The sequence below is a fragment of the Rhizobium sp. BR 315 genome (assembly GCF_050577975.1).
Taxonomy (GTDB): Bacteria; Pseudomonadota; Alphaproteobacteria; order Rhizobiales; family Rhizobiaceae; genus Rhizobium; species Rhizobium miluonense.
This window is the reverse complement of record NZ_JARWKZ010000026.1, coordinates 1-24,514: the sequence shown is the minus strand read 5'-3', so window position 1 is coordinate 24,514 and position 24,514 is coordinate 1. Positions and strand designations below refer to the sequence as shown.

The 24,514-nt window shown below is 59.8% G+C and carries 29 protein-coding genes; 13 read left to right on the top strand and 16 right to left on the bottom strand.

Going from position 1 to position 24,514, the window contains the following annotated elements; genetic code table 11:
* The first annotated feature begins 5 nt into the window (after window positions 1-5).
* Both QD409_RS22160 and QD409_RS22155 read left to right on the top strand, forming a co-directional pair.
* Window positions 6-617 (top strand): cytochrome c oxidase assembly protein, encoded by a 612-nt coding sequence (locus tag QD409_RS22160; RefSeq protein ID WP_092847099.1) that lies wholly within the window; start codon window positions 6-8, stop codon window positions 615-617.
* 62 nt (window positions 618-679) lie between these two features.
* On the top strand, window positions 680-1,558 hold the full coding sequence (locus tag QD409_RS22155) for a cytochrome c oxidase subunit 3 (RefSeq protein WP_092847101.1): 879 nt from the start codon (window positions 680-682) through the stop codon (window positions 1,556-1,558).
* A 62-nt stretch (window positions 1,559-1,620) separates the two neighbouring features.
* Here QD409_RS22155 and QD409_RS22150 read toward each other — a convergent pair whose 3' ends face one another.
* A complete protein-coding gene (locus QD409_RS22150) occupies window positions 1,621-2,274 on the bottom strand; it encodes a chloramphenicol phosphotransferase CPT family protein (RefSeq protein ID WP_092847103.1) in 654 nt (217 codons plus the stop codon).
* 147 nt (window positions 2,275-2,421) lie between these two features.
* Between QD409_RS22150 and QD409_RS22145 the strand changes: the two genes are divergently transcribed.
* The 3 genes from QD409_RS22145 to QD409_RS22135 all read left to right on the top strand — a co-directional run bounded on the left by QD409_RS22145 (window position 2,422) and on the right by QD409_RS22135 (window position 4,328).
* A complete protein-coding gene (locus QD409_RS22145; RefSeq protein ID WP_425348528.1) occupies window positions 2,422-2,841 on the top strand; it encodes a DUF983 domain-containing protein in 420 nt (139 codons plus the stop codon).
* A complete protein-coding gene (locus QD409_RS22140; protein ID WP_092847105.1) occupies window positions 2,834-3,595 on the top strand; it encodes an SURF1 family protein in 762 nt (253 codons plus the stop codon). Before QD409_RS22145 ends, QD409_RS22140 begins: the two co-directional genes overlap by 8 nt.
* 379 nt (window positions 3,596-3,974) lie before the next feature.
* Window positions 3,975-4,328: an NIPSNAP family protein gene (locus QD409_RS22135; protein ID WP_430763703.1), complete on the top strand. Its 354-nt coding sequence runs from the start codon at window positions 3,975-3,977 to the stop codon at window positions 4,326-4,328.
* Here the strand turns inward: QD409_RS22135 and QD409_RS22130 are convergent.
* Window positions 4,303-4,584: a hypothetical protein gene (locus QD409_RS22130; protein WP_092847109.1), complete on the bottom strand. Its 282-nt coding sequence runs from the start codon at window positions 4,582-4,584 to the stop codon at window positions 4,303-4,305. The two genes, QD409_RS22135 and QD409_RS22130, sit on opposite strands and share 26 nt — an antisense overlap.
* 236 nt (window positions 4,585-4,820) lie before the next feature.
* On the opposite strand from QD409_RS22130, the gene ispH reads away from it, so the two are divergent.
* From ispH to rnhA, 3 genes are read left to right on the top strand one after another with little or no spacing between them, the layout of a single operon-like run.
* Window positions 4,821-5,828, top strand: a complete 1,008-nt coding sequence (ispH, locus tag QD409_RS22125; protein WP_092847164.1) for a 4-hydroxy-3-methylbut-2-enyl diphosphate reductase — start codon at window positions 4,821-4,823, stop codon at window positions 5,826-5,828.
* 34 nt (window positions 5,829-5,862) lie between these two features.
* Window positions 5,863-6,828, top strand: a complete 966-nt coding sequence (locus QD409_RS22120; RefSeq protein ID WP_092847111.1) for a homoserine kinase — start codon at window positions 5,863-5,865, stop codon at window positions 6,826-6,828.
* Entirely contained in the window at window positions 6,825-7,265 is a 441-nt protein-coding gene (gene rnhA, locus QD409_RS22115) for a ribonuclease HI (protein WP_092847113.1), read from the top strand. The genes QD409_RS22120 and rnhA overlap by 4 nt, the downstream gene beginning before the upstream one ends.
* Window positions 7,266-7,351: 86 nt before the next feature.
* Here the strand turns inward: rnhA and QD409_RS22110 are convergent, their stop codons facing one another.
* Window positions 7,352-8,017 (bottom strand): YiiX/YebB-like N1pC/P60 family cysteine hydrolase, encoded by a 666-nt coding sequence (locus QD409_RS22110; protein WP_092847115.1) that lies wholly within the window; start codon window positions 8,015-8,017, stop codon window positions 7,352-7,354.
* Between the two features lie 607 nt (window positions 8,018-8,624).
* Here QD409_RS22110 and QD409_RS22105 point away from each other — a divergent pair.
* Window positions 8,625-8,771: a hypothetical protein gene (locus QD409_RS22105; protein ID WP_159432157.1), complete on the top strand. Its 147-nt coding sequence runs from the start codon at window positions 8,625-8,627 to the stop codon at window positions 8,769-8,771.
* A 95-nt stretch (window positions 8,772-8,866) separates the two neighbouring features.
* Here QD409_RS22105 and QD409_RS22100 read toward each other — a convergent pair whose 3' ends face one another.
* From QD409_RS22100 to QD409_RS22090, 3 genes are all read right to left on the bottom strand, one after another.
* Window positions 8,867-9,094, bottom strand: a complete 228-nt coding sequence (locus QD409_RS22100) for a hypothetical protein (RefSeq protein ID WP_092847123.1) — start codon at window positions 9,092-9,094, stop codon at window positions 8,867-8,869.
* Window positions 9,095-9,160: 66 nt separating this feature from the next.
* Complete coding sequence (locus QD409_RS22095; RefSeq protein ID WP_092847125.1) at window positions 9,161-9,571, bottom strand: SRPBCC family protein; 411 nt, start codon at window positions 9,569-9,571, stop codon at window positions 9,161-9,163.
* A complete protein-coding gene (locus tag QD409_RS22090) occupies window positions 9,568-9,891 on the bottom strand; it encodes an ArsR/SmtB family transcription factor (protein ID WP_092847127.1) in 324 nt (107 codons plus the stop codon). Before QD409_RS22090 ends, QD409_RS22095 begins: the two co-directional genes overlap by 4 nt.
* Window positions 9,892-10,114: 223 nt before the next feature.
* On the opposite strand from QD409_RS22090, the gene QD409_RS22085 reads away from it, so the two are divergent.
* A complete protein-coding gene (locus QD409_RS22085) occupies window positions 10,115-10,423 on the top strand; it encodes a Dabb family protein (protein ID WP_092847129.1) in 309 nt (102 codons plus the stop codon).
* Window positions 10,424-10,503: 80 nt separating this feature from the next.
* On the opposite strand, the gene QD409_RS22080 is transcribed toward QD409_RS22085, so the two are convergent.
* From QD409_RS22080 to QD409_RS22055, 6 genes are all read right to left on the bottom strand, one after another.
* Entirely contained in the window at window positions 10,504-11,406 is a 903-nt protein-coding gene (locus tag QD409_RS22080) for a metal ABC transporter solute-binding protein, Zn/Mn family (protein ID WP_092847131.1), read from the bottom strand.
* Between the two features lie 19 nt (window positions 11,407-11,425).
* The gene (locus tag QD409_RS22075) at window positions 11,426-12,298 is read right to left on the bottom strand and encodes a metal ABC transporter permease (protein ID WP_092847133.1); all 873 of its coding nucleotides are present in this window, start codon (window positions 12,296-12,298) and stop codon (window positions 11,426-11,428) included.
* Window positions 12,295-13,077, bottom strand: a complete 783-nt coding sequence (locus QD409_RS22070; RefSeq protein ID WP_092847135.1) for a metal ABC transporter ATP-binding protein — start codon at window positions 13,075-13,077, stop codon at window positions 12,295-12,297. Before QD409_RS22070 ends, QD409_RS22075 begins: the two co-directional genes overlap by 4 nt.
* Complete coding sequence (locus tag QD409_RS22065) at window positions 13,074-13,202, bottom strand: hypothetical protein (protein ID WP_280949819.1); 129 nt, start codon at window positions 13,200-13,202, stop codon at window positions 13,074-13,076. Before QD409_RS22065 ends, QD409_RS22070 begins: the two co-directional genes overlap by 4 nt.
* A 236-nt stretch (window positions 13,203-13,438) precedes the next feature.
* Entirely contained in the window at window positions 13,439-13,924 is a 486-nt protein-coding gene (locus tag QD409_RS22060) for a peroxiredoxin (RefSeq protein WP_092856597.1), read from the bottom strand.
* An 84-nt stretch (window positions 13,925-14,008) separates the two neighbouring features.
* On the bottom strand, window positions 14,009-14,848 hold the full coding sequence (locus QD409_RS22055; protein ID WP_167668109.1) for a protein-disulfide reductase DsbD domain-containing protein: 840 nt from the start codon (window positions 14,846-14,848) through the stop codon (window positions 14,009-14,011).
* A 139-nt stretch (window positions 14,849-14,987) separates the two neighbouring features.
* Between QD409_RS22055 and QD409_RS22050 the strand changes: the two genes are divergently transcribed.
* Both QD409_RS22050 and QD409_RS22045 read left to right on the top strand, forming a co-directional pair.
* Window positions 14,988-15,593 carry a YqgE/AlgH family protein gene (locus QD409_RS22050; RefSeq protein WP_092856600.1) on the top strand — a complete coding sequence of 202 codons (606 nt, stop codon included), beginning with the start codon at window positions 14,988-14,990 and terminating at the stop codon, window positions 15,591-15,593.
* Between the two features lie 289 nt (window positions 15,594-15,882).
* Entirely contained in the window at window positions 15,883-16,941 is a 1,059-nt protein-coding gene (locus tag QD409_RS22045; RefSeq protein WP_092856603.1) for a zinc-binding metallopeptidase family protein, read from the top strand.
* Between the two features lie 36 nt (window positions 16,942-16,977).
* On the opposite strand, the gene QD409_RS22040 is transcribed toward QD409_RS22045, so the two are convergent.
* Genes QD409_RS22040 through thrC form a run of 4 tightly spaced genes read right to left on the bottom strand, consistent with a single transcriptional unit; the run spans window position 16,978 to window position 23,268 of the window.
* The gene (locus QD409_RS22040) at window positions 16,978-19,890 is read right to left on the bottom strand and encodes an EAL domain-containing protein (protein WP_430763702.1); all 2,913 of its coding nucleotides are present in this window, start codon (window positions 19,888-19,890) and stop codon (window positions 16,978-16,980) included.
* Window positions 19,887-20,501 carry a GNAT family N-acetyltransferase gene (locus QD409_RS22035; protein ID WP_092856608.1) on the bottom strand — a complete coding sequence of 205 codons (615 nt, stop codon included), beginning with the start codon at window positions 20,499-20,501 and terminating at the stop codon, window positions 19,887-19,889. Before QD409_RS22035 ends, QD409_RS22040 begins: the two co-directional genes overlap by 4 nt.
* A gap of 50 nt (window positions 20,502-20,551) precedes the next feature.
* A complete protein-coding gene (locus QD409_RS22030) occupies window positions 20,552-21,850 on the bottom strand; it encodes a M16 family metallopeptidase (protein WP_092856611.1) in 1,299 nt (432 codons plus the stop codon).
* Between the two features lie 20 nt (window positions 21,851-21,870).
* Window positions 21,871-23,268, bottom strand: coding sequence for a threonine synthase (gene thrC / locus QD409_RS22025; protein ID WP_092856612.1), 1,398 nt, complete (start codon window positions 23,266-23,268; stop codon window positions 21,871-21,873).
* A gap of 313 nt (window positions 23,269-23,581) precedes the next feature.
* On the opposite strand from thrC, the gene QD409_RS22020 reads away from it, so the two are divergent.
* On the top strand, window positions 23,582-24,202 hold the full coding sequence (locus QD409_RS22020) for a hypothetical protein (protein ID WP_092856614.1): 621 nt from the start codon (window positions 23,582-23,584) through the stop codon (window positions 24,200-24,202).
* Window positions 24,203-24,514 lie beyond the last annotated feature (312 nt).

Genomic DNA, 24,514 nt, shown 5'->3' with positions numbered 1-24,514 from the left:
GCGTGATGGAGGAGGAGGCAACAAAGAACGCAAGAACCGGCAGCCGGAACAACGGGCTGGTCGTTGCCATGTGCCTAAGCTTCGTCATCGGCATGAGCGCCATGTGCGCCGCAGCCGTGCCGCTCTATCGTCTCTTCTGTCAGGTGACGGGCTATAACGGCACGACGCAGCGCGTCGAGCAGGTGTCCAACCTTATTCTCGACAGGCGGATCCAGGTTTCCTTCGACGCCAATGTCGCACCCGGTTTGCCCTGGGGTTTCAAACCGCTGCAGAGCTCGGTGAGCCCGAAGATTGGCGAGACGATCGAGGTCAAGTTCCAGATCGAGAACAAGTCCGACAAGACGGAGCGCGGGCAGGCGATCTTCAATGTCTCGCCACTGGAAGCCGGTGTGTATTTCAACAAGGTCCAGTGCTTCTGCTTCAATGAGACGGATCTCGCGCCAGGGGAAAAGCGCGACATGTCGGTGGTTTTCTACGTCGATCCGGAGATCGCCAAGGCAGTGGAAACCAAGACGATCAACGCGCTGACACTGTCATACACCTACTACCCACGGGAAGGCGCAAAACCCGTGGCATCGAACGACGGCGCAGTGAAGCCGGCGGAAAAGAAGCTTTGATGGAGAGTGCTTTTCGGTTTGACCGGAAGCAATATGGGAAAAGTTATTCGGGGATTGCTGACATGGCCGAAGTGCATCAGAGAAAACACGACTATCACATTATCGATCCTAGCCCATGGCCGATCGTGGCGGCCTTCGGTGCCTTCGTGATTACGTTCGGCGGTGTTTGCTTCATGCGCTACCTCAACGGTGGCGCGGTGCATCTGTTCGGGATCAATTTCGCTCAGCCTTGGCTGTTCTTCATCGGTTTGGCCGTGGTCCTCTACGTCATGTACGGCTGGTGGGCAGATACGATCAAGGAAGCGCATGAAGGCGCGCATACGCGTGTCGTATCGCTGCATCTGCGCTACGGCATGATCATGTTCATCGCCTCCGAAGTGATGTTCTTCGTTGCTTGGTTCTGGGCCTATTTCGACGTCAGCCTGTTCCCGAACGAAGCGATTCAGGCATCGCGCACGGCATTCCTCGGCGGCCAGTTCCCGCCGAAGGGCATCGAGGTGCTCGATCCCTGGCACCTGCCGATCTACAACACCGTCATCCTGCTGCTGTCAGGCACCACGGTCACCTGGGCGCACCATGCGCTGCTGCATGGCGACCGCAAGGGACTGATCCAGGGCCTTACGCTCACCGTGCTGCTCGGCGCGCTGTTCTCCTGCGTGCAGGCTTACGAATATGCGCATGCGCCCTTCGCGTTCAAGAACTCGATCTATGGCGCGACCTTCTTCATGGCGACCGGTTTCCATGGCTTCCACGTTCTGATCGGCACCATCTTCCTGCTGGTCTGCCTGGTCCGCGCCATCAGGGGCGATTTCACGCCGAAGCAGCATTTCGGCTTCGAAGCGGCTGCCTGGTACTGGCATTTCGTCGACGTCGTCTGGCTTTTCCTGTTCTTCTGCATCTACATCTGGGGCAGCTGGGGCGCGCCAGTCGCAGCTGGCTGATCGGCCACGATCTTTTAAGGATAGAAGGCGGGCGTCTGGCGTCCGCCTTTTTTGCTTCTGCACTAGCCGCCGCCGGCTGCCAGCCGTTCGAATGCCGACGGACGTGGAATACCGCGCTCAAGCGCCAGCTTGATCTCTTCTGACCATGCCTGCGGGCTTTTCGTTGAAGTATCGACCTCCAGATCGTAGATGCCTGGGCGATGCACATGGTCTTGCCAGGCGACGACCGGCGGGGGAATGGGTGCGCCGGCTTCGACGGCAACATAAACGCCCTGCCTTTCCGGCCCCTCCGCCAGCCGGCGCTGCATCACCACATCAAGCGGACAGCGCACCCCGACAAAAAGGGTAGGCAATCCCGCAAGCTGCCTTGCGCAAGCGGCAAGGATGCCGAGCGGGCGCGAATAGGCGTCGTGATGCCCGAACTCGGCGACGACATTCAATCCGAGGTGGCTATGGGCGGCGATCGAGGCATAGAGTGCGGCATAGAAGCGCGGAACCAACGGCTCGAGATCGGGTCGCTCGCCGCCGGGACGCAAACCGATGCCCGGGCGATAGCGCGCCGGCGTGATGTGCCGCACATAGGCGTCGACGCCGAGATTGACCCACACGCCGTCGAATCCGGCCTGGATGGCTTCGACAATGCTCGATTTGCCAGATCGCGGCGCACCGTTCAGGATGATGATCTGGCCTGCGGTCTCGCTCTCGCCATGTTCCATGAGACAGATCCTCTTTGCTGATATCTAGGTCGGAGCAGCGATAAGTGAGCTTTTCGATTGGACGAATGGATGCATCACGGCTACTGATTATGTCAGGGGCGAGATCATGATGCTCGCCCACAATTGCAGACTGATCGAGACCGGACTTTGAGCTCAGAGCAAGACAAAAACTCCACTGAGGCGCCGCATAATGATGGTGCTCTCTTTGCACCCGTCGATCCGTTCAAGGTCGGTATCCAGGGATGCTGCCCGCGCTGCGGCCATGGCAAGCTTTTCGACGGGCTGCTGTCGATCAAGCCACGCTGCTCCGCCTGCAATCTCGATTATGCCTTCGCCGATGCGGGCGATGGTCCCGCGGTCTTTGTCATCCTGATCGTCGGCTTCATCGTCATCGGTCTGGTCCTCTGGATGCAGGTCAATTACGCGCCGCCGATCTGGGTTTACATAGTGCTGTTTGCGCCGCTGACCATCATTCTGTCGCTGCTTTCCCTGCGCTGGTGCAAGGGCATTCTGATCGCTCTGCAGTACCGCAACAATGCCGCCGAAGGGCGTATCAGCGGTGACTGAGATCGCCGTGCCTGCTCGCCGCGCCAATCCTTTGTGGCAGATCGGCAAGGCTTTGATCCTGCTTGCCGCGCTCGTCATTCTGCTGGGGCTCGGCACCTGGCAGGTCGAGCGGCTGCATTGGAAAGAGGGCCTGCTGGCCGATATCTCCGCGCGCAAGGACGCACCGGCCGTGCCGCTATCGGCGGTAGAGGCCATGGCTGCCTCCGGCGGCGACATCGAATATCGCGTCGTCACGACGCGCGGCCACTATCTCAACGACAAGGAACGGCATTTCCTCGCCACCTATGGCGACGAACCCGGCTTTTACATCTACACGCCCTTGCAGCTTGACGACGGTCGCTACGTCTTCGTCAACAGGGGTTTCGTCCCTTCTGCGGCCAAAGAGCCGGAGATGCGCAAGCAGGGACAGTTGACCGGCGAACAGAGCCTTACCGGCCTTGTGCGCGCCAGGCTCACAAGCCGGCCCGATGGCATGCCGGACAACGATCTCGTCAAGAACTTCTTCTTCTGGAAGGATCTCGACGTCATGGCATCCAGCGTCGGGCTGCCGAAGGACAAGGTGCTGCCTTTCTTCATCGACGCTGACAAGACGCCCAATCCGCGGGGCTTGCCAGTGGGCGGCGTCACCATCATCGATCTGCCGAACAATCATCTGCAATATGCGGTGACATGGTACGGGCTGGCGGTGGCGCTGGCTGCAATCGTCGCGATCTCCTGGTGGCGCAAACGTCATCCGGATGCGCCGAGCCAGTGAAATCGGCAATAGAGCTGCCAAGCGTAAGGCCGGCTACAAGCTAGATGACGCGCTTGCAATGCTGCCGGTTCTCGATGAATGGCCATCGAGATCACATCCGGCTCGCGTAGACCGGGCTCTCTCGATCAACGATGGCTGGGAACACCCTGAGAACGGCAAGGAGTGCAGATCGTAGATATGGGTGTCCCTCTTTTCAAATAAGCGCACTGCATGTCTTTGTCGCGCAACAACAGTCGCTCAATCTCATTGAGTGAACTTGAGGTCTGAGACTGGGGGATCGACCGCCTCAGCGCCAGCAACGTCGGTAACGAGGCGATAGGGAGGGCACCTTCGCTTCGCTTGACACCACCTGCTGGACGAATATAGGTGTTTCGATCACATGCAACCCCGTAACCTGGAAGTGAGCATGATATACGAACAGAGAGTTTATCTCGCCGTTCCTGGACGTCTCCCCGATTTACTTGCGCGCTTTCGAGTTCACACGCTCGGCATTTGGAAGAGGCTTGGTATCGAGCAAGCCGGATTCTGGACGACTGCTGTGGGGCCTGACAGTAACCAACTCACATACTTGCTGAGGTGGGAAAGTCTAGCTGAGCGAGAGGCGAAGTGGTCCGCATTTGTCACAGACGCTGAGTGGCGGAGTGTGAGCGCTGCCAGCGAAGCTAACGGGCCGATCATCGAACGGATAGCGAGCAGTTTCCTTTTACCTACTGACTTTTCGTCCGTTCGCTGAGCGGCTTTAGCCCAGCGGTATCGCGGGGGCACGACCGCTGATACGGCACCGCTCGATAGGCACTCTTGTGGATCACCGCGTTCGTGCCGAGCCGATTGCAATCCTTGCAGCGGAACCTGGCGCCGATCGCCCTTCCCTCCGGTGGCAGCCTGGTCATATCGATCTCGACAGACTTGTCGCATGGCGTGCAATGCACGAACAGCCGCAGACCCATGGCGATCATGCCGGCCCAAGTGGCGTTCGAATAGTTGGACATCGGTTCCGGACTCTCGACAAAATGCCTTAATGGAGCTACCTCATATCAAGAACGGATGAGGAACACAAAATGACGATCCGGTTGCCAAAATAGCTTCATTTCGACGGAATATTCGTCTAGAGCATGATCCCAACAAGTGCGCAGCGGTTTTTGGACAAGATCATGCGGACTAGATGGAGCAGGCGGCATGGGGCACTATCTATGCTCAAGCCATCGTCGCGCATTTCGGAAGAGATATGAACATAGCCGTTTCCAAACCTGACCTGACCATCCGGCTCTGCGGGCCGCGCGGCTTCTGCGCCGGCGTCGACCGCGCCATCCAGATTGTCGTGCTGGCGCTGAAGGCCTATGGCGCGCCGGTCTATGTCCGCCACGAGATCGTGCATAATCGCTATGTCGTCGAAGGTCTGGAGGCCAAGGGCGCCATCTTCGTCGAGGAACTGGACGAGATCCCGGCCGAACATCGCGCTCAGCCCGTCGTCTTCTCCGCCCATGGCGTGCCGAAATCGGTGCCGGCCGATGCCGATGCACGCAATCTCTTCTATCTCGATGCGACGTGCCCGCTGGTCTCCAAGGTCCACAAGCAGGCCATGCGCCACAATCGCCTTGGCCGCCACGTCGTCCTGATTGGCCATGCCGGGCATCCCGAGGTGATCGGCACCATGGGGCAATTGCCCGAAGGTGCGGTCTCGCTGATCGAAACGGTCGAGGATGCCGATGCCTACGAGCCCGCCGATCCCGATAATCTCGGCTTCGTCACGCAGACGACGCTGTCAGTCGACGACACCGCCGGCGTGATTGCAAAGCTGCAGGAGCGCTTCCCCAATCTCACGGCGCCGGCCGCCGATTCGATCTGCTATGCCACGACCAATCGCCAGGAAGTGGTGAAGGAGGCGGCTCCGGGCTGCGATCTCTTCATCGTCGTCGGCGCCCCGAATTCCTCGAATTCCAAGCGTCTCGTCGAAGTGGCGCTGCGGGCAGGGGCAACAAAATCGGTGCTTGTCCAGCGCGCTTCGGAGATCGATTGGGATAATATCGGCGATATCCGAACCGTCGGCCTTTCGGCTGGTGCATCTGCGCCGGAAGTTATCGTCAACGAGATCATCGAAGCGTTCCGTGCCCGCTACAATGCTGTTGTGGAGCTTGCCGAGACCGTCAAGGAAACCGAGAATTTCCTCGTCAATCGCGAGCTGCGCAGCATTGAGCTGACGACCGCTGACATGGCTTTCGTCAACGGCGAATGACCGATCCCTAAGTGCCCAAGCGCAGGACTATTTCGTGGCTGTTTATACCGATATTACCGAAGACGATCTGAAGTGGTTCCTGACGGAATACGAGGTCGGCGAATTGCTTTCCTACAAGGGCATTGCCGAGGGGGTCGAGAATTCGAACTTCCTGCTGCACACGACGCGTGATCCACTCATCCTGACGCTCTATGAGAAGCGCGTCGACAAGGGCGACCTGCCGTTTTTCCTGGGGTTGATGCAGCATCTGGCAAGCCGCGGCCTGTCCTGCCCGCTGCCGCTGCCGCGCCGTGACGGCGCTTTGCTCGGCCATCTCTCCGGTCGTCCGGCCGCGCTGATCTCCTTCCTCGAAGGCATGTGGTTGCGCAAGCCCGATGCCAATCATTGTCGCGAAGTCGGCAAGGCGCTGGCCGCCATGCATGTCGCCAGCGAAGGGTTTGAAATCCGCCGCCCGAACGCGCTGTCGGTCGAAGGCTGGCAGCTCCTCTGGGAAAAGTCTGAGGCGCGCGCCGATGAAGTCGAAGCCGGCCTGCAGGACGAGATCCGCAGCGAGCTCAATTTCCTCGGAAAGCATTGGCCGAAGAACTTGCCCGAAGGCGTCATCCATGCCGATCTTTTCCCGGACAATGTCTTCTTCCTCGGCGACAAGCTGTCGGGCCTGATCGATTTCTATTTCGCCTGCAACGATCAGCTCGCCTATGACGTCTCGATCTGCCTCAATGCCTGGTGCTTCGAGAAGGATCATGCCTACAACATCACCAAGGGCAAGGCGCTGCTGGAAGGCTATCAGAGCGTGCGGCCGATGAGTGCAGCCGAGATTACCGCGCTGCCGACGCTGGCCCGCGGCTCGGCGCTGCGCTTCTTCTTGACGCGCCTTTATGATTGGCTGACGACGCCGGCCGGTGCTCTTGTCACCAAGAAAGACCCGATCGAATATCTGCGCAAGCTGCGCTTCCACCGCCAGATCGCCTCATCAGCCGAATATGGGCTGCAGGCATGAAGCACATCGATATTTTCACCGACGGCGCCTGCTCGGGCAATCCCGGTCCCGGCGGCTGGGGAGCCGTGCTTCGCTATGGCGAGGTGGAGAAGGAGCTTTGCGGCGGCGAGGCGGACACCACCAACAACCGCATGGAGTTGATGGCGGCCATATCGGCCCTCGGCGCACTGAAGGCGCCTTGCGAAGTCGATCTCTACACCGACAGCGTTTACGTCAAAGACGGCATCACCAAATGGATCTTTGGCTGGAAGAAGAACGGCTGGAAGACATCAGACAAGAAGCCGGTGAAGAATGCCGAGCTGTGGCAGGCGCTCGATGAGGCCTATAACAGGCACAAGGTGACGCTGCATTGGGTCAAGGGCCATGCCGGGCATCCCGAGAACGAGCGGGCCGACGAGCTGGCGCGCAAGGGCATGGAGCCGTTTAAACGGAAGTAGGGGCGGTTGTCTTCGCTATTCGCCCAGATTTTCTCTGGCGGGGTTATTTCGGTTGTCGATCCCATCGACGCCAAGCATCGCACCCATCACAGCGGATAGTTCGAGTAAATCATTTTTAGATTTGGATCGTTGGCAATGCTGATCGGAGTCACCAGGCTCTGGTTGAGGATGTATTGATAGCACTGGTCGAAATCGTAACCGCGCTCTGTGCATTCGCTGTCGCGCTGCCATCGCGACTGAACCAGCTTCCTGACAAGCATGTTGTCGATATTTAGCGCCGATATTTTCTGCGTCTTGCCGATCTCGATCCCCACAGCCTTGTAGGCGAGATAGGGCAGCTCGCTGCAGTAGATCGCATCGTTGTTGAAGGAGAAGAACAGGTCGTAGGGCTTGCCATATAGCGTGCGGGAGTAAGACAGGAGCTGTTGTGCCATTTCAGGCGTGAGGCGTTGATCACGATAGATCGCAACCCGCTTCAGCAAGCCGCGGCTGACCCAGGCCTTTAACGGCGTTTCCTTGACCTTCGCGGCCGCTTCGATGACGGTGATGACGCCATGGTCATTCTTCACGATGCCCATATGCGAAAAGGTCGAACCGGTCGCGAATATGATGGCGCCCGATTGGCTGCTAGTCGACGTCTGAAAAATCAGATCACCATCGTTAAGCGGCGGATAGTCGCCGCCCACCGAGGCATAGAGCGTTCCTGCGATAAGACAAGCACACAAGAGCGCAATTGCCACCAGCTTCTTCATGCCATCCCCGGAGCCGATTGAAAGCTTTCGATCAATTTGCCTTTCACAAGACTTCTTCACCCTGAAAGATGGCGTCTGGAAGGCCGATGATGAAATAGATGACGATATGAGCTGCAATCCGAGCGAGTGCCAGCAGGTAGGCCCTCCGTCCAAACAAGACTGCGAACAAGCAGCCGGTGAAGAAAGCCGAGCTGCGATAAGCGCTCGATGCGGCCTATGGCTGCCACAAGGCGATGCTGCCCTTGATCAAAGGTCATGGCCCAGTCCATTTTTCGCTTTTTGGTTCTATCGACCGAGCCGAGGGAAGCGTAGCTCTTGGCTGTTCCAATTCCGCGAGAGCCAACATGATCTTCAGGCATATCGAAGACGCCAACCCCCATCTTGAACGCGTCCAGCGACAGCAGCAGGATGGATATCGCCTGGTCCTATCAAGCCGGTGCCGGCCAGATCACGGAAGAAACCCCGCTTCAGGAGGGCGCGACCGTGATCAGAAGGCTTGAAGCCCTCACCCTCACGACCCCAGGCATTGCCGGCGCGGTTTTGCGATATGGCCTGCTTTATGGACCGGGGACCGGCTGTGATGTGCCGATCGGAGCTATAACCCTGCATGTGGATGATGCCGCGCGCCGCCTTGCTTGCCGTGAAAACCTTATTGATCCGCGTCTTCAACGTGGTCGAGGATGGCGACCCGGTTTCGAACGCGAGGGCGAAATCGATGCTGGGTTGGCATCAGCTCAAGCGGGCTGGCGAATAGCCAATCACTGCCCGCGCTGTTGCATGAATGGTCGAGGCCGTGTCCGCTACTTGGGGACACGGCCATCTGTCAGCTGTCTTTGGCAACTGGCTAAGTCATCCCCGTTCAGCGATACCATGTGAACTTCGCCTTGCGGAGGTGTAGGGCAGCGCAAACATGTATAGGCCGCTGAACAGCAGCAGGAAGAGCGGCGGCAGTGGTGAGTAAACCACCCAAGGCGGTGGCGTGCCGATCGCCATTGCGACGAAATTGGCGATAACCGTCACCGTAAAGATGATGGAAAGCCAACGATGGACCTGCCGAATATACTTGCTCCAATTCATCTTGCCTCCTCCAAAGGCGAGCCGATTTGCTCTTGCTTCTCGTTGTTCTGATAGGTCGATCGGATGTCAGTCCGGGCGCGCCAAAACCTGATCCAGGTTTGCGAAGAATTTCTGCCAGCCATATTGGGCGCCGACATAGGCCTGTTGCTGATCAGGCCGGAAGCCGGATTGCTCCATGCGCAGGCGGGTTCCCGTGCCTGTCGGTGTTAGAGTCCAGACGACGACGCTCTCCAGGCCATAGGCATCCCATGTGTAGGAGAGGGTCTTATTCGGCTCGACTTCCAGAACGCGGCAGTCGACGGAGCCCCATTCGGCGCTGAGCTTGAAACGATGATCCACACTTGGCTTGAAGTCGTTCTTCATGAGCCATTCCTCGATTAGATGCGGCTGGGTCAGCGCGCGCCAGATCTTTTCCGGCGGAAAGGCGACCTCCCGCTCGACAACGACGGAGCGGATCTCGGTTGACGTATCGTTCATTGGTCCATCCTTCTGAGTAGATCTTCAAGGTCGTCGAACCGGCTCTCCCAGAACCCGGTCATCTCATTTGTCCAGTCGGTCAGTGGCGCCAGGGCTGCAAGCTGCGCGCTGTAATGCGTCTGCCGGCCTTCCGGGCGATCGCGCACCAGGCCGGCACGCTTCAGGGCGGCAAGATGCTTTGAGACGACGGGCTGGGACACTCCAGCCCGAGCCGTCAGCGCCGCGACAGTCTTTTCACCTTCACGGCACAGCCTCTCGAAAATGGCCCGGCGCGTCGGATCGGCAAGCGTCCGGAACAGCAAGTCATGCGCATTCGACATTTCAATTCATACCTCACCGGCTATGAATTAACGTATAGCTGCCGAGCTATGAATAAGTCAAGCCGGGATGTTCACATCAAGGAAACCATTGCCGCTCTTGCGGGAAGGGGAGCTATCTCTCGACAACATTCATTGCCGGTAAAAATGCGATGCTCGTGGCGTGGCGTCTTGCCCCTCACTCCTTTCCCTCTATGCTGCCCCAAACACCCAGGGAGGCTGACTCATGATCCTGCATTGCGTTTTTCTTCGGCTCAAATCCGCCATGACACAGGATGAGAAGCGGGCGCTCTTCGAATCCGTCGTCGCCTTGCAGAAGGTCATTCCCGGCATCGTCGATGTGAAATATGGGCCGAATGTTTCGCCGGAGGGGCTGCATGGCGGCTTCGTCGATGGCTTTGCCGTGACGTTCGAGAGCCCGGAAGCGCGCGATGCCTATCTCGTCCATCCAGATCATGTCGCCGTCGGTGAGAGGATCGTCTCTTCGACGGACGGCGGCTTGGCTGGCATTCTCGTCTTCGATCTCAATATTTAAGCAGAGTGGCTTCAGGCACGCAGGTCGCAGGTGAAACAGTCCTGCGACCCGGTTTGTTTACTGCTTGCCCGATCTTCGGCTTAGCTCGACTTCGCCATCGCCGCAGCTATCTGGTCAACGTTATAACGGAACATTTTCTCGTACGTCGAAGCCGGTCCGTTGGCCTTTGAAAGCGACTCGACATAGAGCTCGCCGCCAGGCTCCGCGCCGGTCGCCTTGGCAACCTGCTTGACCAGGCGCGGATCGTTCGAGTTTTCGAAGAAGTAGGTCTTCACATGCTCGGTCTTGATCTGCTCGATCAGCTTGGCGACGTTGGCGGCCGAGGCTTCGGTCTCGGTGGAAACGCCGAGAGGCGACAGGAAGCTGACCTTGTATTCACGGCCGAAATATCCGAAGGCGTCGTGGCTGGTCAGCACCTTGCGGCGGTCTTCCGGGATCTTGTCGAACTTGCTGTGCGCATAGGCGTCAAGCTCGGTCAGCACCTTGGTATAGCGCTCGGCATTGGCCTTGAAATCGGCAGCGTCGGCCGGGTCGGCAGCGGATAGAGCCTTTTCGATATTGCCGACCCAGACCTTCACGTTGACCGGGCTGTTCCACACATGCGGATCGATGACCGTCTTGCCATCATCGACCATGGTGCGGGTATTGATGCATTCAGAGGCAACGACGGGCGATCCCTTATAGCCCGATGCGATGATCAGCCGGTCCATCCAGCCTTCCAGCCCTTCGCCGCTGACGAAGACGACCTTGGCGGCATTCAACGTCTTGGCATCGGCAGGGGAGGGCTCAAATTCATGGGGGTCGCCATTCGGGCCGACGAGGCTCGACACCTTCACATGGTCGCCGCCGACATGCTTGACGACATCGGCAAGCACGGTGAAGGAAGCGACGACATTCAACGTTTCGGCCGAGGCGGGGGCAGCGACGCCAAAGGCGATGAAGGCCGATGCCGCGGCTGAGAGAAGCAGTCTCTGTTTGTTCATGCGAGTCTCCTTGTTCGGATTAGCCCCGGAGATGGGGACGGGGGAAGAACCGCCGGGCAAGGCCCGAGGGTGCGAAGAGAATGGAGAAGCCGTAGATCACGCTGGCGGTAATGATGATGGTTGGCCCCGACGCGAATTCGAGGTGGTAGGAGGCGATAAGGCCGATATAGCCTGACACCGCCGCCGTTCCCGTCGCGATCGCCATCATCGCGGGCAAGCTGCGCGACCAGAGCTGCGCCACGGCCGCCGGCAGCATCATCAGCCCGACGGCCATCAGCGTGCCGAGCGCCTGAAAGCTGGCGACGAGATTGAGCACGACGAGCAGCAGGAAGAGGAAGTGATAGACAGGCCCGCGGCCGCCAACGGCGCGCAGGAAGCCGGGGTCGAAGCATTCCATCACGAGCGGTCGATAGATGACCGCAAGCGCCAGCAGCGTGACGGTCGTGATCGCGCCGATCTGGTAGAGGGCGGGCGCATCGATCGCCAGAATGGTGCCGAAGAGCACATGCAGCAGATCGATGTTGGAACCGCGCAGCGACACGATGAGAACGCCGAGCGCGAGGGATGTGAGATAGAAGCTGGCGAAGCTCGCATCCTCCTGCAGCACCGTCATGCGGCTGACGAGGCCGGACAGCAGCGCCACCGAAAGGCCGGCCACCAGCCCGCCGAGCCCCATGGCCGTCAGCGACAGCGAGCCGGCGATAAGATAGCCGATGGCCGCACCCGGCAACACGGCATGGCTCATGGCATCGCCCATCAGGCTCATGCGCCTGAGCATCAGGAACACGCCGATCGGGCCGGAGCCAAGACCGAGGCAGAGGCAGGCGACAAGCGCTCGCCGCATGAAGCCATAATCCGCAAAGGGCGCGAGGAAAATATCGTAGGCGGTCATTCGGCCGGCTCCCGCTTCGCCAAGCTACCGTCGTCCTGCTCGCCTTCGGCCAAGCATTCTTCCGCTGCCTCATCCCAGCGTTCGGCCATTGCGCGCGCCTTGATGAGGTTTGCCGCGCTCATCACCGCCTGCGTCTGCCCCCAGCCGACGAGCTCGCGGGCGATCAGCAGCGTCTCGGGAAAATGCGCGCGCACCTGCTCGAAATCATGCAGCACGGCGATGACGGTCCGCCCCTCTCTATTCCAGCGAAGAACGAGGTCGAGTAGGTCGCGCGTCGTGCGCTGGTCGATGGCGGTGAAGGGTTCGTCGAGCAAGATGACGCGCGCATCCTGCAGCAGCAGCCGCGCAAAGAGCACGCGCTGGAACTGCCCGGCCGAAAGCGAGCCGATATGCCGGTTTTCGAAGCCGGAGAGCCCGACGATGCCAAGCGCCTCGCGCGCCCGTTCTGCATCCTTGCGCGAAAACTGGCCGAAAGCGCCGGCATTCTTCCAGGCGCCGAGCATGACGGTATCGGCGACCGAAATCGGAAAGCGGCGATTGATATCCGCCGCCTGCGGCAGATAGCCGAAATCATTGCGTGCCAGTGCCCCGCGATCGATCGACCCCTCCGCCGGCCGCAATTCGCCGACGATCGCCTTGAGCAAAGTCGATTTGCCGGCCCCGTTCGGCCCGGCGATCGCCGTCAGGCTGCCAGCGGCAAAGCCGCCCGAAATATGGTGCACGGCGGGATGACGCTCGTAGGTGACGGTGAGGTTGCTGAGGCGGATCAGGTCGCTCATGCCAAGGCCACCGCCCAGCCGATGGCCGCCCAAAGCACGGCTATGCCGACGGCGACATAGGCAAGGCGCATCAAGGCGGAGCGCCCCATCAGGGAGGACGCGAAGGGATCATGGTCGAATGGCATTCTCGGGGCTTTCATTTATGTAATAACATTACATGTTGTAGCCGAGGGAATGTGTCGAAAAAGAGGCGGCAGGTGGAATGAGTGTGGCTGGCGATAGCAGGAGGTGAATTAGAGAGCTAGGCGACCAGTGCGTATCGAGCCCGATCCGATCCGATCGGATCGAAGATCCTGCAAGCGTGCAAAAACAGCAAAGGGCGCCGTCGAGGCGCCCTTTCATCTCTAGCTGAAATTGGCGATCAAAGCTGCTCGATCATCGCCGCAGCGCCTGAAACTGTTGCCTGGCCAGGGCTTTCCTCGATGTTGAGCGTCTTCACCACGCCGTCTTCCACCAGCATGGAGTAACGCTTCGAGCGGACGCCGAGGCCGCCGGCGGAGAGGTCGATATCGAGGCCAAGCGCCTTGGCGAAGGAGCCGTCCCAGTCGGCGAGGAAATGGATCTTGCCCATGCCGCCGGACGATTGCGCCCAGGCGCCCATCACATGCCAGTCGTTGACCGCGATGACGGCGATATCATCGACACCCTTGGCGAGAATGGCGTCGCGATTTTCCAGATAGCCCGGCAGATGGTTGAGCGAGCAGGTGGGCGTAAAAGCGCCGGGAACGGCGAAGAGCACGACGCGCTTGCCGGCAAAGAGCTGCTCGGTGCTGATCTCGACCGGGCCGTCGGCGGTCTTTTCCTTGAAGGTGGCGGCGGGCAGTTTATCGCCGATTGCGATGGTCATGACTCTCTCCTTGGGACAAGATTTCGGGGCGCTTGAACCGCCTCCGATTGGACAGAAATTGTCGGGCAGAACTATAGATCCGGCCTATTTCAACGCAAGGCTAGTTTCCATGGCACGGTCGCCGTCGACGACCAGAACGCCCCAGGTTTTGCCCTTGATATCATAGTTCTTCGGCAGCTTGCCGATAGCAATATCGGTCGAGTAGGCGGTGCCTTCCCGCTTCGCATTCGCTTGTTGGAAGAACACATAACCCGCAGGACCGGTGACATAAACCGCCGGGGCATCTCCGGCCGCTTCCGGTAAAATGATGTGGAGCGAGAGGCTTTGCGCATCTGCCGACAGGCTGTGACCCTGAACGGTGAAATCGGAGGATGGCGCCTGCGGCAGCGAGGCTTTCGCCGCGTCCAGCAGGGCCAGTTCATGCGTCGTCGGTTGTTCGTCAGCTGGCAGTGACAGGGAATAATCCGCCTGGAAGGGGATGCAGATCTCTTTGCAGAGGCCGATGAAGGCGGTCAATTCCAGCTTTGCTGGAGACTTGCCTTCGATCTTGAAATCGAGCGGCAGCGTCACCGGCGCGTCGTAGCCGATCTCATGTATGTTGCCGACGATGATCTGCTTTGGAATGGGATAGCTGGCTTTCTCCAGCGTCACGCCGCTTCCGGGCTTGAGGGTGACCTGCGGCGGAATTCCGCTCTGGCCCGGTTCGCGCCAATAGGTGATCCAGCCGGGCTGCGGTTCGATCTGCAAAGCGGCGCGGATGTGGCCCTGCGTGTCCGGCGGCAGCGCCACAAGGCGCATGCGGCCGCCCTGGTTGTCAACCCAGTTGCTCATCGCGGCACGGGCAGGAAGGCCGAGGCAGAGAGTGGCGGCAAGCGCCGCGGCTGATAGGGTCGATAGGCGGGTGAAGGTAGCAAATCCGATCATGAAAACAGGACTTAACGGATCGGACGGAATGGAGCCAGCGCCGCATAAACAAGAAATGATCATTTTCAGTTGATTGATTTATGACATTGCCTCATCTTGTTTTTAGCGGTGCATTTATGAACTGCGGTCAGGAGGCACGATGTCCCTATCGACGCTGAAGAATAGACGCGAAAGAGGTTTGCTCGACGGTCAGTTCCTGATCGCCATGCCCGGCATGGAAGATCGGAACTTCAATCGGACGGTCATTTACATTTGCGCTCATTCCGATGCCGGGGCCATGGGTTTCGTCATTAACCGGCCGCAGAAGCTGACATTCACGGATGTCCTTTTGCATCTGGACATGATCAAGGACGAAGATGCCATTGTCCTTCCGGCGGACGCACGGGATTTCCCGATCCAGACCGGCGGTCCGGTTGAAAGCGGCCGCGGCTTCGTTCTGCATTCCGACGATTATCTCAGCGACAGCAGTATTCCGGTCAGCGACGATATTAGCCTGACGGCGACGCTCGATATCGTGCGGGCCATCTCCAAGGGAAGCGGGCCGAAACGCGCCACCATGCTGCTCGGCTATGCCGGCTGGGGGGCAGGGCAGCTCGAGGCGGAGATCAGCAACAATGGCTGGCTGAATTGCCCGGCAAAGGAAGAACTGATCTTCGATCGCAGCCTCGACAACAAATATGAGCGTGCCTTGGCGCTGATGGGAATCAATGCTGCGATGCTATCGCCGCATGCGGGTCACAGCTGAGCCGATCCACATTCTTTCGGAACGAAATGGCATTCGTCACGTTTTCCTGAAGGAGCGACGGCAATACCGCCGTGCCGGCCAAGGAGGCGTAGACATGAGCACTACGACCGACAAGGTATCCGGCAAGGTGAACGAAATCGCCGGCAAGGCCGAAGATAAGGTCGAGGGCGCCGTCGACCGGATGTGATCGGCTGCTTGTATTTACCAATCCATAATCGCTGCTGCGCCTCGCCTGTTTCGGAAACGTGGCAGGCTCTTTGCCGTGGCCGATAGATTTTGCGAGGGAAGCATGCGGCTTTTCACCTGCGACCATTGCGGTCAACCTGTGCATTTCGACAATAGGCAATGCGTCCGTTGCGGCCATCAGCTCGGCTTCGTTCCGGATCGTCTGGCAATTCATGCTCTGGAAGCCGATGGCGATTCGAACTGGCATCTCGTCTCCGAACCGGCACGGCACGTCCGTTTCTGCGCCAATGCCGGACTCGATATCTGCGACTGGCTCATCGATGCGGACGATCCGCAGCCCTATTGCGTCGCCTGCCGTCACAATCGCCTTGTACCAAACACCGACATGGAGCAGGGGATAGATCGCTGGCGGCGCATCGGGCAGGCTCAGCGGCATTTGTTCTATTCCCTTCTGCGCTGGAACCTGCCGCTTCCCGATCGGACGGAAGATCCTCAAGGCGGGTTGGTGTTCGATTTCCTGGAGGATGAAGTACAGGGCGACACCGTCGTCCCGGCCATGACCGGCCACGAGGAGGGGCTGATCGCCATCCGTGCTGCTGAAGCTGACGATGTGACGCGCGAGCAGGCGCGCACCTCGATGAACGAGCCTTACCGCACCTTGCTCGGTCACTTCCGCCACGAGACCGGGCATTTCATCTGGAATAAGCTCGTTCGAGACCGCGGCCAGTTCGATACCTTTCGTGCCGTCTTCGGCGACGAGCGTGCCGATTATGGCCTGGCGCTTCAGGTCCATTATGATAACGGCCCGCCCGCGAACTGGCAGGAAAGCTTCATTAGCGCCTATGCAAGCTCCCATCCTTGGGAGGATTTTGCCGAATGCTTCGCGCATTATGTGCATATCGTCGACACGCTGGAAACGGCGCGTTCCTTCGGCCTTGCGATCGACCCCCATAGCTATCACGACATGGCCACAGAAGTGGATTTCAATCCCTACAAGGCCGAAAGCGCCGATCAGCTCGTCAAGGCCTGGATCCCGTTGAGCGTAGCAATCAATTCCATCCAGCGCAGCATGGGCCAACCGGATTCCTATCCATTCATTCTCTCGCCGCCCGTGGTCGTGAAGCTTGACTATATACGGGAACTGGTTGGCGGCGCCGGATAGGCGCCGCAAGTCATCGACGATGATTGGGGAAATGCCTTAAGCGCGCCTCGTCAGCGGAAAGCGTTCCTTCAACAGACGGATCACGGAATCCGAACCCATCGGCGGGCCGAAGATGAAGCTCTGGCCGTAGGTGCAGCCGATCTTGGCAAGCTCCAGCGCATCCTCTTCGGATTCGATACCCTCGGCAACCACGCGCATGTTGAGCTCGCGCGCCATGGAAATGACCGAGCGCAGCAGGACCGCCTTCTTGTCGCTGTCGTCGCGGACCATCGCCTTATCGAGCTTGATCGTGTCGAAGGGGAAGCGGGTTAGATAGGCGAGCGATGAATAGCCGGTGCCGAAATCGTCGAGCGCCAGGCCGATGCCGGCGTCGCGCAGTTTGTCGAGCACGAGCCGCGCCTGTTCCGGATTCTCCATCACCTGCGATTCCGTCAGCTCCAACTTGATCCGGTGCGGATCGCAATGGGTCTTGGCGAGCAGGGCACGGATATCGTCATAAAGCTCGTTGTTGAGCAGCTGCACGCTGGAAAGATTGATGGAGACGAACAGCGGCAGGTCACCGGTCTGTCGCTGCCATGCCTTCAGATCGTTGGTGGCCTGCTCCAGCGCGAACATGCCGAGCGGGCCGATGATATCGGAAGCCTCGGCGATCGGGATGAACTCCGATGGCGGGATATTGCCCCGCTTCGGATGCTCCCAGCGCATCAACGCCTCAAAGCCCGCGACTTCAGCGTCCTCAAGGCGCACGATCGGCTGGTAGACGAGCGAAAGCTCCTTGCGCTCGACGGCGCGGCGCAGATCGGTTTCGAGCTGCAGCCGGTCGGTGCCGAAGCTGCGGAAGGCCGGCTGGAACGGCTCGACACGATTGCCGCCGGCGCGCTTGGCGCGGTACATGGCAAGCTCGGCGTCGCTCAGCATACCGGCCGCGTTCTCTTGCTGATCGACCCACGATGTCAGACCGACCGATGCCGTCAGGATGATCTCGCGGTTGGCGAAATTGATCGGCACCATGATCGCCTTGCTAATCGCATCGGCAAAATCGGCGACCTTGGCCGGATCGCGTTCGGAAACGAGGATGAGGCCGAACTGGTCGCCCGAAAGGCGGGCCAGCGTATCCTGCGGCTTCATGAGACGGCGAAGACGCCGCGTCAGCGCGATCAGGATATTGTCGCCTGCAGCAAAACCAAGGGTATCGTTGACGAGCTTGTAGCGGTCGATATCGATCATCATGACTGTCGGCCGCAACTGATTTCCATCGGATGCGAGCGTCAGAACGGACTGCAGGCGGTCGAGGAAGACCTGGCGGTTCGGCAATCCTGTCAGATTGTCGTGGACTGCGTCATGCAGCAGCCGCTCGATCGAGTTCTTCTGCTCGGTGATGTCGACGATGGTTCCGACGCAGCGAATGATCTCGCCGTTCGACCCAAGCACCGGCCGGGCCCGAATCGACAGCCAGTGGAAATGCCCATCCTCGGCTCGAATGCGGAATTCGTGGTTCAGCCGGCCGCGCCGATGTTCCAAAAGCACGTCGAGCGTGGCACGGAAACGGTCTCGATCATCGGGATGCAGTCGCGGCAACCAATTGCGCGCTGCGCCATGCATGGTGCCGGGCGAAAGGCCGAGCTTCATCGAGATATCGGGCGTTGTCACGACGCGGTCGCGTGCCACATCCCAGTCCCAGACAGTGTCGCCGGAACCGGTCAGCGCTAGGGATTGCCGCTCCAGATCCGAGAATAGACCCTGCTGGAAAGCGCCGCCTGCAAAGGCGTGCTGCATGACAGTGAAGCCGATCAGCAGGACGATCAGCACCAAGCCGCCGCCGAGCGCCGGCTGGATGATGTCGTTGTCGAGCTTGCCCATGACCGTCATCCAGGCCCCGAACAGCCAGACGAGGATCAAGGCCCAGGCGGGCACGAGCAGGATGGCGCGGTCATAGCGGCTGAAGCCGAGATAGATGATGAGCAGCAGGCCGGCCGTCGCCGTCAGCGCCAGCGACAGCCGCGCGATGCCGGCCGCGATCGACGGATCGTAGATCGCCACGCCGAAAAGCAACGCAAGGCCGAGGACCCAGGCGAGCGTCACATAGCCGAGATGGGCATGCCAGCGATTGAGATTGAGATAGGTGAACAGGAAGATCACCAGGCTCGACGCGAGCGCCACCTCCGCACAGGCACGCCATATTCGCTGATCGCTGGAGGTTATGCTGATGAGTTTGCCGAGGAAGCCGAAATCCACGCAGATATAGCCGAGCACCGCCCAGGCGAGCGCCGCCGTCGCCGGCAGCATCGACGTGCCCTTGACGACGAAGAGAATGGTAAGGAAGACAGCCAGCAGACCGGCGATGCCAAGCACGATGCCACGATAGAGCGTGAAGGCGTTGACCGTGTCTTTGTAAGCGTTCGGTTCCCAGAGATAGAGCTGCGGCAGGTTCGGAGACGAAAGCTCGGCAACGAAGGTAACGACGGCGCCGGGGTTCAGCGTGATGCGGAAAACGTCCGCCTCGTCGCTCGGCTGACGGTCGAGCGCGAAACCTTCGCTCGGCGTAATGGCGACGATGCGCTGCGAGCCGAGGTCGGGCCAGAACACCTTGGAATTCACCAGGCGGAAATGCGGGGTTACGATGACGCGCTCGAGCTGCTCTTCAGAAACGTTGGCGAGCGCAAAGACCGCCCAGTCGCCCTGGTGGTTCGCCGAAGAGGATCTGACCTCGATGCGTCGGCGAATGCCGTCGGCGCCGGCCGCCGTCGAAACCTGAAAAGCTTCGCCCTGATTGGTGTAGATTTCCGTCGTTGCCGTCAGGTCGAGAGCGGTATCGTCTCGCGAAATCTTTACGGGCTCGGCTGCCTGCGCCATTCCAGCGATCAACAGCAGCATGGTTGCCGCAAGCGCTGCGATCGGCGCGCGTAGCCGCCAGGCCATGTGCCGCGTCTGCATGAATCCGGCGATCATCGCTGGTCGGTGCTTTGATTCGGGCCGGCGTCGGATGCCAGCCTTGAAAACATCACATGGTCGCGCCACTGACCGTTGATTTTAAGATAACCGCGCAAATGACCTTCCCGCTGGAAACCGGCTTTTTCTAAAAGCCGCATGCTACGCTCGTTATCCGGAATACAGGCTGCTTCAATACGGTGCAACTCAAGTCCGGAAAAGATATAGGGTATAACCAACCGAAGTGCGGCGAACATGTGGCCCTGACCGGAATAGCGCTCGCCCATCCAATATCCGATCATGCAGCTCTGCGCAGCACCGCGGCGAATATAGCCGATCGTGATGCCGCCAACCAGCGTCATGTTTTCCCTGAGAAAAATGAAGAGCGGTATGGCCTGGCCGGAGTTGTATTCCTGCTTGCCCCTGATGATGCGCGCCCTATAGGCGCCCTCCGTCAGCTCGTCATGCCGCCAAGTCGGCTCCCAGGGCTCCAGAAAGCGCCGGCTTTCGGCCCTCAGCCTGTGCCACTGGTTGAAATCGGAGTAGCGCGGCAGGCGCAGCAAATATGTGTCGTCTTCGAGTTCAACCGCGTCCGGATGACGTGAGAGAAACCGAAAGACAGATTTTTGCATGCCGCCAAGCACTCCCCCGAGAATTGAACCCATCGGCTCGCGGCGTGCCCCTAGCCGCTCGCGCTTTTGGAGGCGCGCGCCGGTGACGACAGCGACGTGACGATGTCTTCCATCGGTGCAAGCTGTTCCAGCGGCCCGATCGCCGAAAGCGTCGGTACTGTATCGAAGAACAGCCGGCCGGCAAGATCGGTCAGGCGTTCGATGGTGATGCCCTGCAGGCGCTCAAGCATCTCCTGATTCGGGATCGGACGGCCGTAGAGCATCATCTGCCGGGCGACCTGACCGGCGCGAGCGGCCGGGCTTTCCTGGCCCATCAGAAGCTGCGCACGAATCTGCGCGCGGGCGCGCTCGATTTCCTGCTGCTGGATGTCGTGGGACGACTTGTGCAGCTCGGCCACGATGACGGGCAGCAATTCCGGCAGGTTCTCGCCGCCGGTCGCGGCGTGGATGCCGAAGATGCCTGTGTCGGAGAAGCCCCAGTGGAAGGCATAGACCGAATAACAGAGGCCGCGGAATTCGCGCACTTCCTGGAAGAGGCGCGAAGACATGCCGCCGCCGAGAATATTGGCGAGGATCTGCGAACAGTAGAAGTCGCGCGTGTGATAGGCGCGGCCTTCGAAGCCGAGCAGGATCTGCGCATCCATCAGGTCGCGCGTCTCGCGGATGTTGCCGCCGATATAGCGGGCAGGCTCGATAACGGGCGGAGCGGACGGTTTCGTCGGCAGGCTGGCGAAACGCTCCTCGACCTGACGCACGAAGCTTTCGTGATCGACTGCGCCGGCCGCCACGACGAACATGCGGTCGGTCGTATAGTTGCGGTCGAGATAGTGGCGAATCTGTTTCGGCGAGAAGGAGACGACGGTCTCCGGCGTGCCGAGGATGGCGCGGCCGAGCGTCTGGCCGCGATAGGCGACCTCGGAAAACTTGTCGAAGACCACGTCGTCGGGCGTGTCGTTCGCAGCGTTGATTTCCTGCAGGATGACTTGCTTTTCGCGCGCGAGTTCCTCTTCGTCGAAAGCGGATTCGGTCAGGATATCGGCAAGGATATCGACGGCGAGCGGCACATGGTCCTTCAATACGCGGGCATAATAAGAGGTGGTTTCGGTCGAAGTGGCGGCATTGACTTCGCCGCCGACATTCTCGATTTCCTCGGCGATCTGCCGGGCGCTGCGCCGCGCCGTGCCCTTGAACGCCATATGCTCGAGCAGATGGGCGATCCCGTGTTCTGCCTCGGTCTCGTTACGCGAACCCGACTTGATCCAAACGCCGAGTGCCACGCTTTCGAGGTGTGGCATCGATTGGGTCGCTACTGTCAGCCCGGACGCAAGCCGGGTGCACTCCACTGTCATCGCCTGTCTTTCCGCGTCTGTTATTCGCCGGCCCGGGTGCGCTTGCCGATAAAGCTTTCAACGGCCATAAGCTCCGGATCGAGAATGTCGAAACGCTCCTCCCTGGTCATCAGACCAGCAAGCCACGTCGGAAGCGCCGGGTCAATACCGCAGGCGGATTTTACTGCGGCAGGGAATTTTGCCGGATGCGCGGTCGCAAGCGTCACCATCGGGCTTGTCGACCGCTCGTTCTTCTCGGCGACGAAGGCGCCGATCGCCGTATGCGGATCGAGCAGATAGCCCGTATCGGCAAGCGTTTTGCGGATCGTTTCCGCCACCTGCTTCTCGCTGGCGCGACCGGCGCGGAAGTCCTTCTTGATGAACTTCTGGGCCTCTTCGCTGATCGAAAAACCGTTCGACTGCTTCAGGCTCTCCATGGCGGCGCGCACCTTGGAGGCGTCGCGGCCGTTGGCTTCGAACAGCAGCCGTTCGAAGTTGGAGGAGATCTGGATATCCATCGATGGCGAGGTAGTGGCTTTGACTTCGCGCATCTCGTAGCGGCCGGTTTTCAGCATGCGGGCGAGGATGTCGTTTTCATTGGTGGCAATGACCAGGCGTTCGATCGGCAGGCCCATGCGCTTGGCGACGTAGCCGGCAAAAATGTCGCCGAAATTGCCCGTCGGCACCGTGAAGGAAATTTTCCGATCCGGGCCGCCCAGCGCGACAGCCGTCGTAAAGTAATAGACCACCTGCGCCATGATCCGCGCCCAGTTGATCGAATTGACGCCGGACAGCTTGACCTTGTCGCGGAAGGCGGCGTCGTTGAACATGGCTTTGACGAGGTTCTGGCAATCGTCGAAATTGCCCTTGACCGCCAGTGCATGAACGTTCGCCGCCGTCGAAGTGGTCATCTGGCGCTGCTGTACCGGCGAAACCTTGCCATGCGGGAAGAGAATGAAGATGTCGGTGCGCTCACGTCCGGCAAAGGCGTCGATCGCTGCACCACCGGTATCGCCCGACGTGGCACCGACGATGGTTGCCCGCTGGCCGCGCTTTTCCAGCGCATAGTCCATCAGCCGCGCGAGCAGCTGCATGGCGACGTCCTTGAAGGCGAGTGTCGTGCCATGGAAAAGCTCCATGACGAAGCTGTTCGGCCCGGTCTGGACGAGGGGCGCCACCGCGGGATGCCGGAAGGTGGCATAGGCATCGTCGATCATGCCGCGGAAGACATCCGCCGGGATCTCGCCATTGGTAAAGGGCGACAGGACGGCGAAAGCGACCTCCTGGTAGCTCTTGCCGCGAAAGGCGCGGATTTCCTTTTTCGGCAGCGTCGGCCATTCACGAGGAACATAAAGCCCGCCATCGCGAGCAAGACCGGCCAGGAGGGCGTCGCAGAAGCCAAGGGCAGGGGCTTCTCCCCGCGTTGAAATGTAGTCCACGGTTTAGAATTCCTTTGGTCGCAAAATTGCCTGAGTGATCGATTGAGAGGGTAGAGGAACGAAGCGACGGCGGCCCGTCTTTTTGCGTCGGATCAGCCGCGTGGTTTTCGCGTTTGCGCAAGGCGCGCGGGATCGGCGCCATGTGGAGGTTGTTTCCGGCAATCTGTCGATCTCGAAAAGTGAGCCAAAACGGTGTCTACCCAATCGATTTTTCGTTGCGTCGCTGGTATAGACCAACGCCAAGTGTCATAAAAGGCCCGTTTGACAGGCTGCAGACCGATAATGTGAAATATATGGAGAGGGTGGAATAATAGTGTTTGGCAAGGTTTCGCGTCGTCTTTTCTCCGCTTCGCTTCTGGCATTGCTGACGGGTTGCAGCACTCTGGGTATTGGCGGCAACAATGACAAGCAGCCCGCAACGGAAGTAACGGTTGCGCCGCAAGCTGCGGCTCCGGGTGCCACGCCGACGGGCGGTCAGGCCTACATCGCCGGCAAGTGCCCCCAGGCGGTTATCCGGGACGATGACTCGGTCTATCGCACCTACGCCAAGGGCGCCAAGGACGATCCGAAGCAGCTGATCTACCAGGCCTCGCTGGCTCAGGCGACCCGCCAGTGCACCAGCGACGGCACCAGCCTCGGCATTAACGTCGTAGCGCAGGGACGTCTGGTTGCCGGCCCGATGGGCAGCTCGGGCAAGGTGACCCTGCCGATCCATGTCGCCGTCATGGACAACGACAACGCCCTTTACAGCAAGACCATCAACTATGTCGCCGAGATCCCGCCGGGCGAGACCACGGCGCAGTTCCTGTTTACCGACAATGATATCCAGGTCGCCGGCGGCTCCGGTGGCTTCACGATCGTGCAGATTAGCTTCGACCAAGGCCCACAGAAGCCTGTGAAGGGCGCAAAGCCGGTGCGCAAGAAGCGTCATTAAGATATTTGATCACGGCCCGTGCGTAACAACGCTGGGCCGTGATAGGTTGAAAAGAAAAGGCCCCGCCTGAGAGCGCGGCCTCAGACCGCTGACAAACCCGTCGATATTTTCGGCGGGTTTTGTGTTTGCGGATTGATGCTTTTGAGAAGGTGGCGTTTCGATTTTGTTGAAACGGCCTGATCTGCTCAGGCCATGCTTGGCTTTGGCGCCTTTGTGAGGGCCATTGCGATCTTCTTGATGTTCTGGGCGGCGGCAGCCAGCAGGCACTGGCATCTGACGCACACGAGACTTCGGAAGCGGGCGTATCGGTGA

Excerpts from the sequence above, each read along its gene's own strand:
- QD409_RS22160 (WP_092847099.1), top strand. The coding sequence starts at position 6 with ATGGAGGAGGAGGCAACAAAGAACGCAAGAACCGGCAGCCGGAACAAC.
- QD409_RS22155 (WP_092847101.1), top strand. The coding sequence starts at position 680 with ATGGCCGAAGTGCATCAGAGAAAACACGACTATCACATTATCGATCCT.
- QD409_RS22150 (WP_092847103.1), bottom strand. The coding sequence starts at position 2,274 with ATGGAACATGGCGAGAGCGAGACCGCAGGCCAGATCATCATCCTGAAC.
- QD409_RS22135 (WP_430763703.1), top strand. The coding sequence starts at position 3,975 with ATGCAACCCCGTAACCTGGAAGTGAGCATGATATACGAACAGAGAGTT.
- QD409_RS22130 (WP_092847109.1), bottom strand. The coding sequence starts at position 4,584 with ATGTCCAACTATTCGAACGCCACTTGGGCCGGCATGATCGCCATGGGT.
- ispH (WP_092847164.1), top strand. The coding sequence starts at position 4,821 with ATGAACATAGCCGTTTCCAAACCTGACCTGACCATCCGGCTCTGCGGG.
- rnhA (WP_092847113.1), top strand. The coding sequence starts at position 6,825 with ATGAAGCACATCGATATTTTCACCGACGGCGCCTGCTCGGGCAATCCC.
- QD409_RS22110 (WP_092847115.1), bottom strand. The coding sequence starts at position 8,017 with ATGAAGAAGCTGGTGGCAATTGCGCTCTTGTGTGCTTGTCTTATCGCA.
- QD409_RS22105 (WP_159432157.1), top strand. The coding sequence starts at position 8,625 with ATGTGGATGATGCCGCGCGCCGCCTTGCTTGCCGTGAAAACCTTATTG.
- QD409_RS22100 (WP_092847123.1), bottom strand. The coding sequence starts at position 9,094 with ATGAATTGGAGCAAGTATATTCGGCAGGTCCATCGTTGGCTTTCCATC.
- QD409_RS22095 (WP_092847125.1), bottom strand. The coding sequence starts at position 9,571 with ATGAACGATACGTCAACCGAGATCCGCTCCGTCGTTGTCGAGCGGGAG.
- QD409_RS22090 (WP_092847127.1), bottom strand. The coding sequence starts at position 9,891 with ATGTCGAATGCGCATGACTTGCTGTTCCGGACGCTTGCCGATCCGACG.
- QD409_RS22085 (WP_092847129.1), top strand. The coding sequence starts at position 10,115 with ATGATCCTGCATTGCGTTTTTCTTCGGCTCAAATCCGCCATGACACAG.
- QD409_RS22080 (WP_092847131.1), bottom strand. The coding sequence starts at position 11,406 with ATGAACAAACAGAGACTGCTTCTCTCAGCCGCGGCATCGGCCTTCATC.
- QD409_RS22075 (WP_092847133.1), bottom strand. The coding sequence starts at position 12,298 with ATGACCGCCTACGATATTTTCCTCGCGCCCTTTGCGGATTATGGCTTC.
- QD409_RS22070 (WP_092847135.1), bottom strand. The coding sequence starts at position 13,077 with ATGAGCGACCTGATCCGCCTCAGCAACCTCACCGTCACCTACGAGCGT.
- QD409_RS22065 (WP_280949819.1), bottom strand. The coding sequence starts at position 13,202 with ATGCCATTCGACCATGATCCCTTCGCGTCCTCCCTGATGGGGCGCTCC.
- QD409_RS22060 (WP_092856597.1), bottom strand. The coding sequence starts at position 13,924 with ATGACCATCGCAATCGGCGATAAACTGCCCGCCGCCACCTTCAAGGAA.
- QD409_RS22055 (WP_167668109.1), bottom strand. The coding sequence starts at position 14,848 with ATGATCGGATTTGCTACCTTCACCCGCCTATCGACCCTATCAGCCGCG.
- QD409_RS22050 (WP_092856600.1), top strand. The coding sequence starts at position 14,988 with ATGTCCCTATCGACGCTGAAGAATAGACGCGAAAGAGGTTTGCTCGAC.
- QD409_RS22045 (WP_092856603.1), top strand. The coding sequence starts at position 15,883 with ATGCGGCTTTTCACCTGCGACCATTGCGGTCAACCTGTGCATTTCGAC.
- QD409_RS22040 (WP_430763702.1), bottom strand. The coding sequence starts at position 19,890 with ATGATCGCCGGATTCATGCAGACGCGGCACATGGCCTGGCGGCTACGC.
- QD409_RS22035 (WP_092856608.1), bottom strand. The coding sequence starts at position 20,501 with ATGCAAAAATCTGTCTTTCGGTTTCTCTCACGTCATCCGGACGCGGTT.
- QD409_RS22030 (WP_092856611.1), bottom strand. The coding sequence starts at position 21,850 with ATGACAGTGGAGTGCACCCGGCTTGCGTCCGGGCTGACAGTAGCGACC.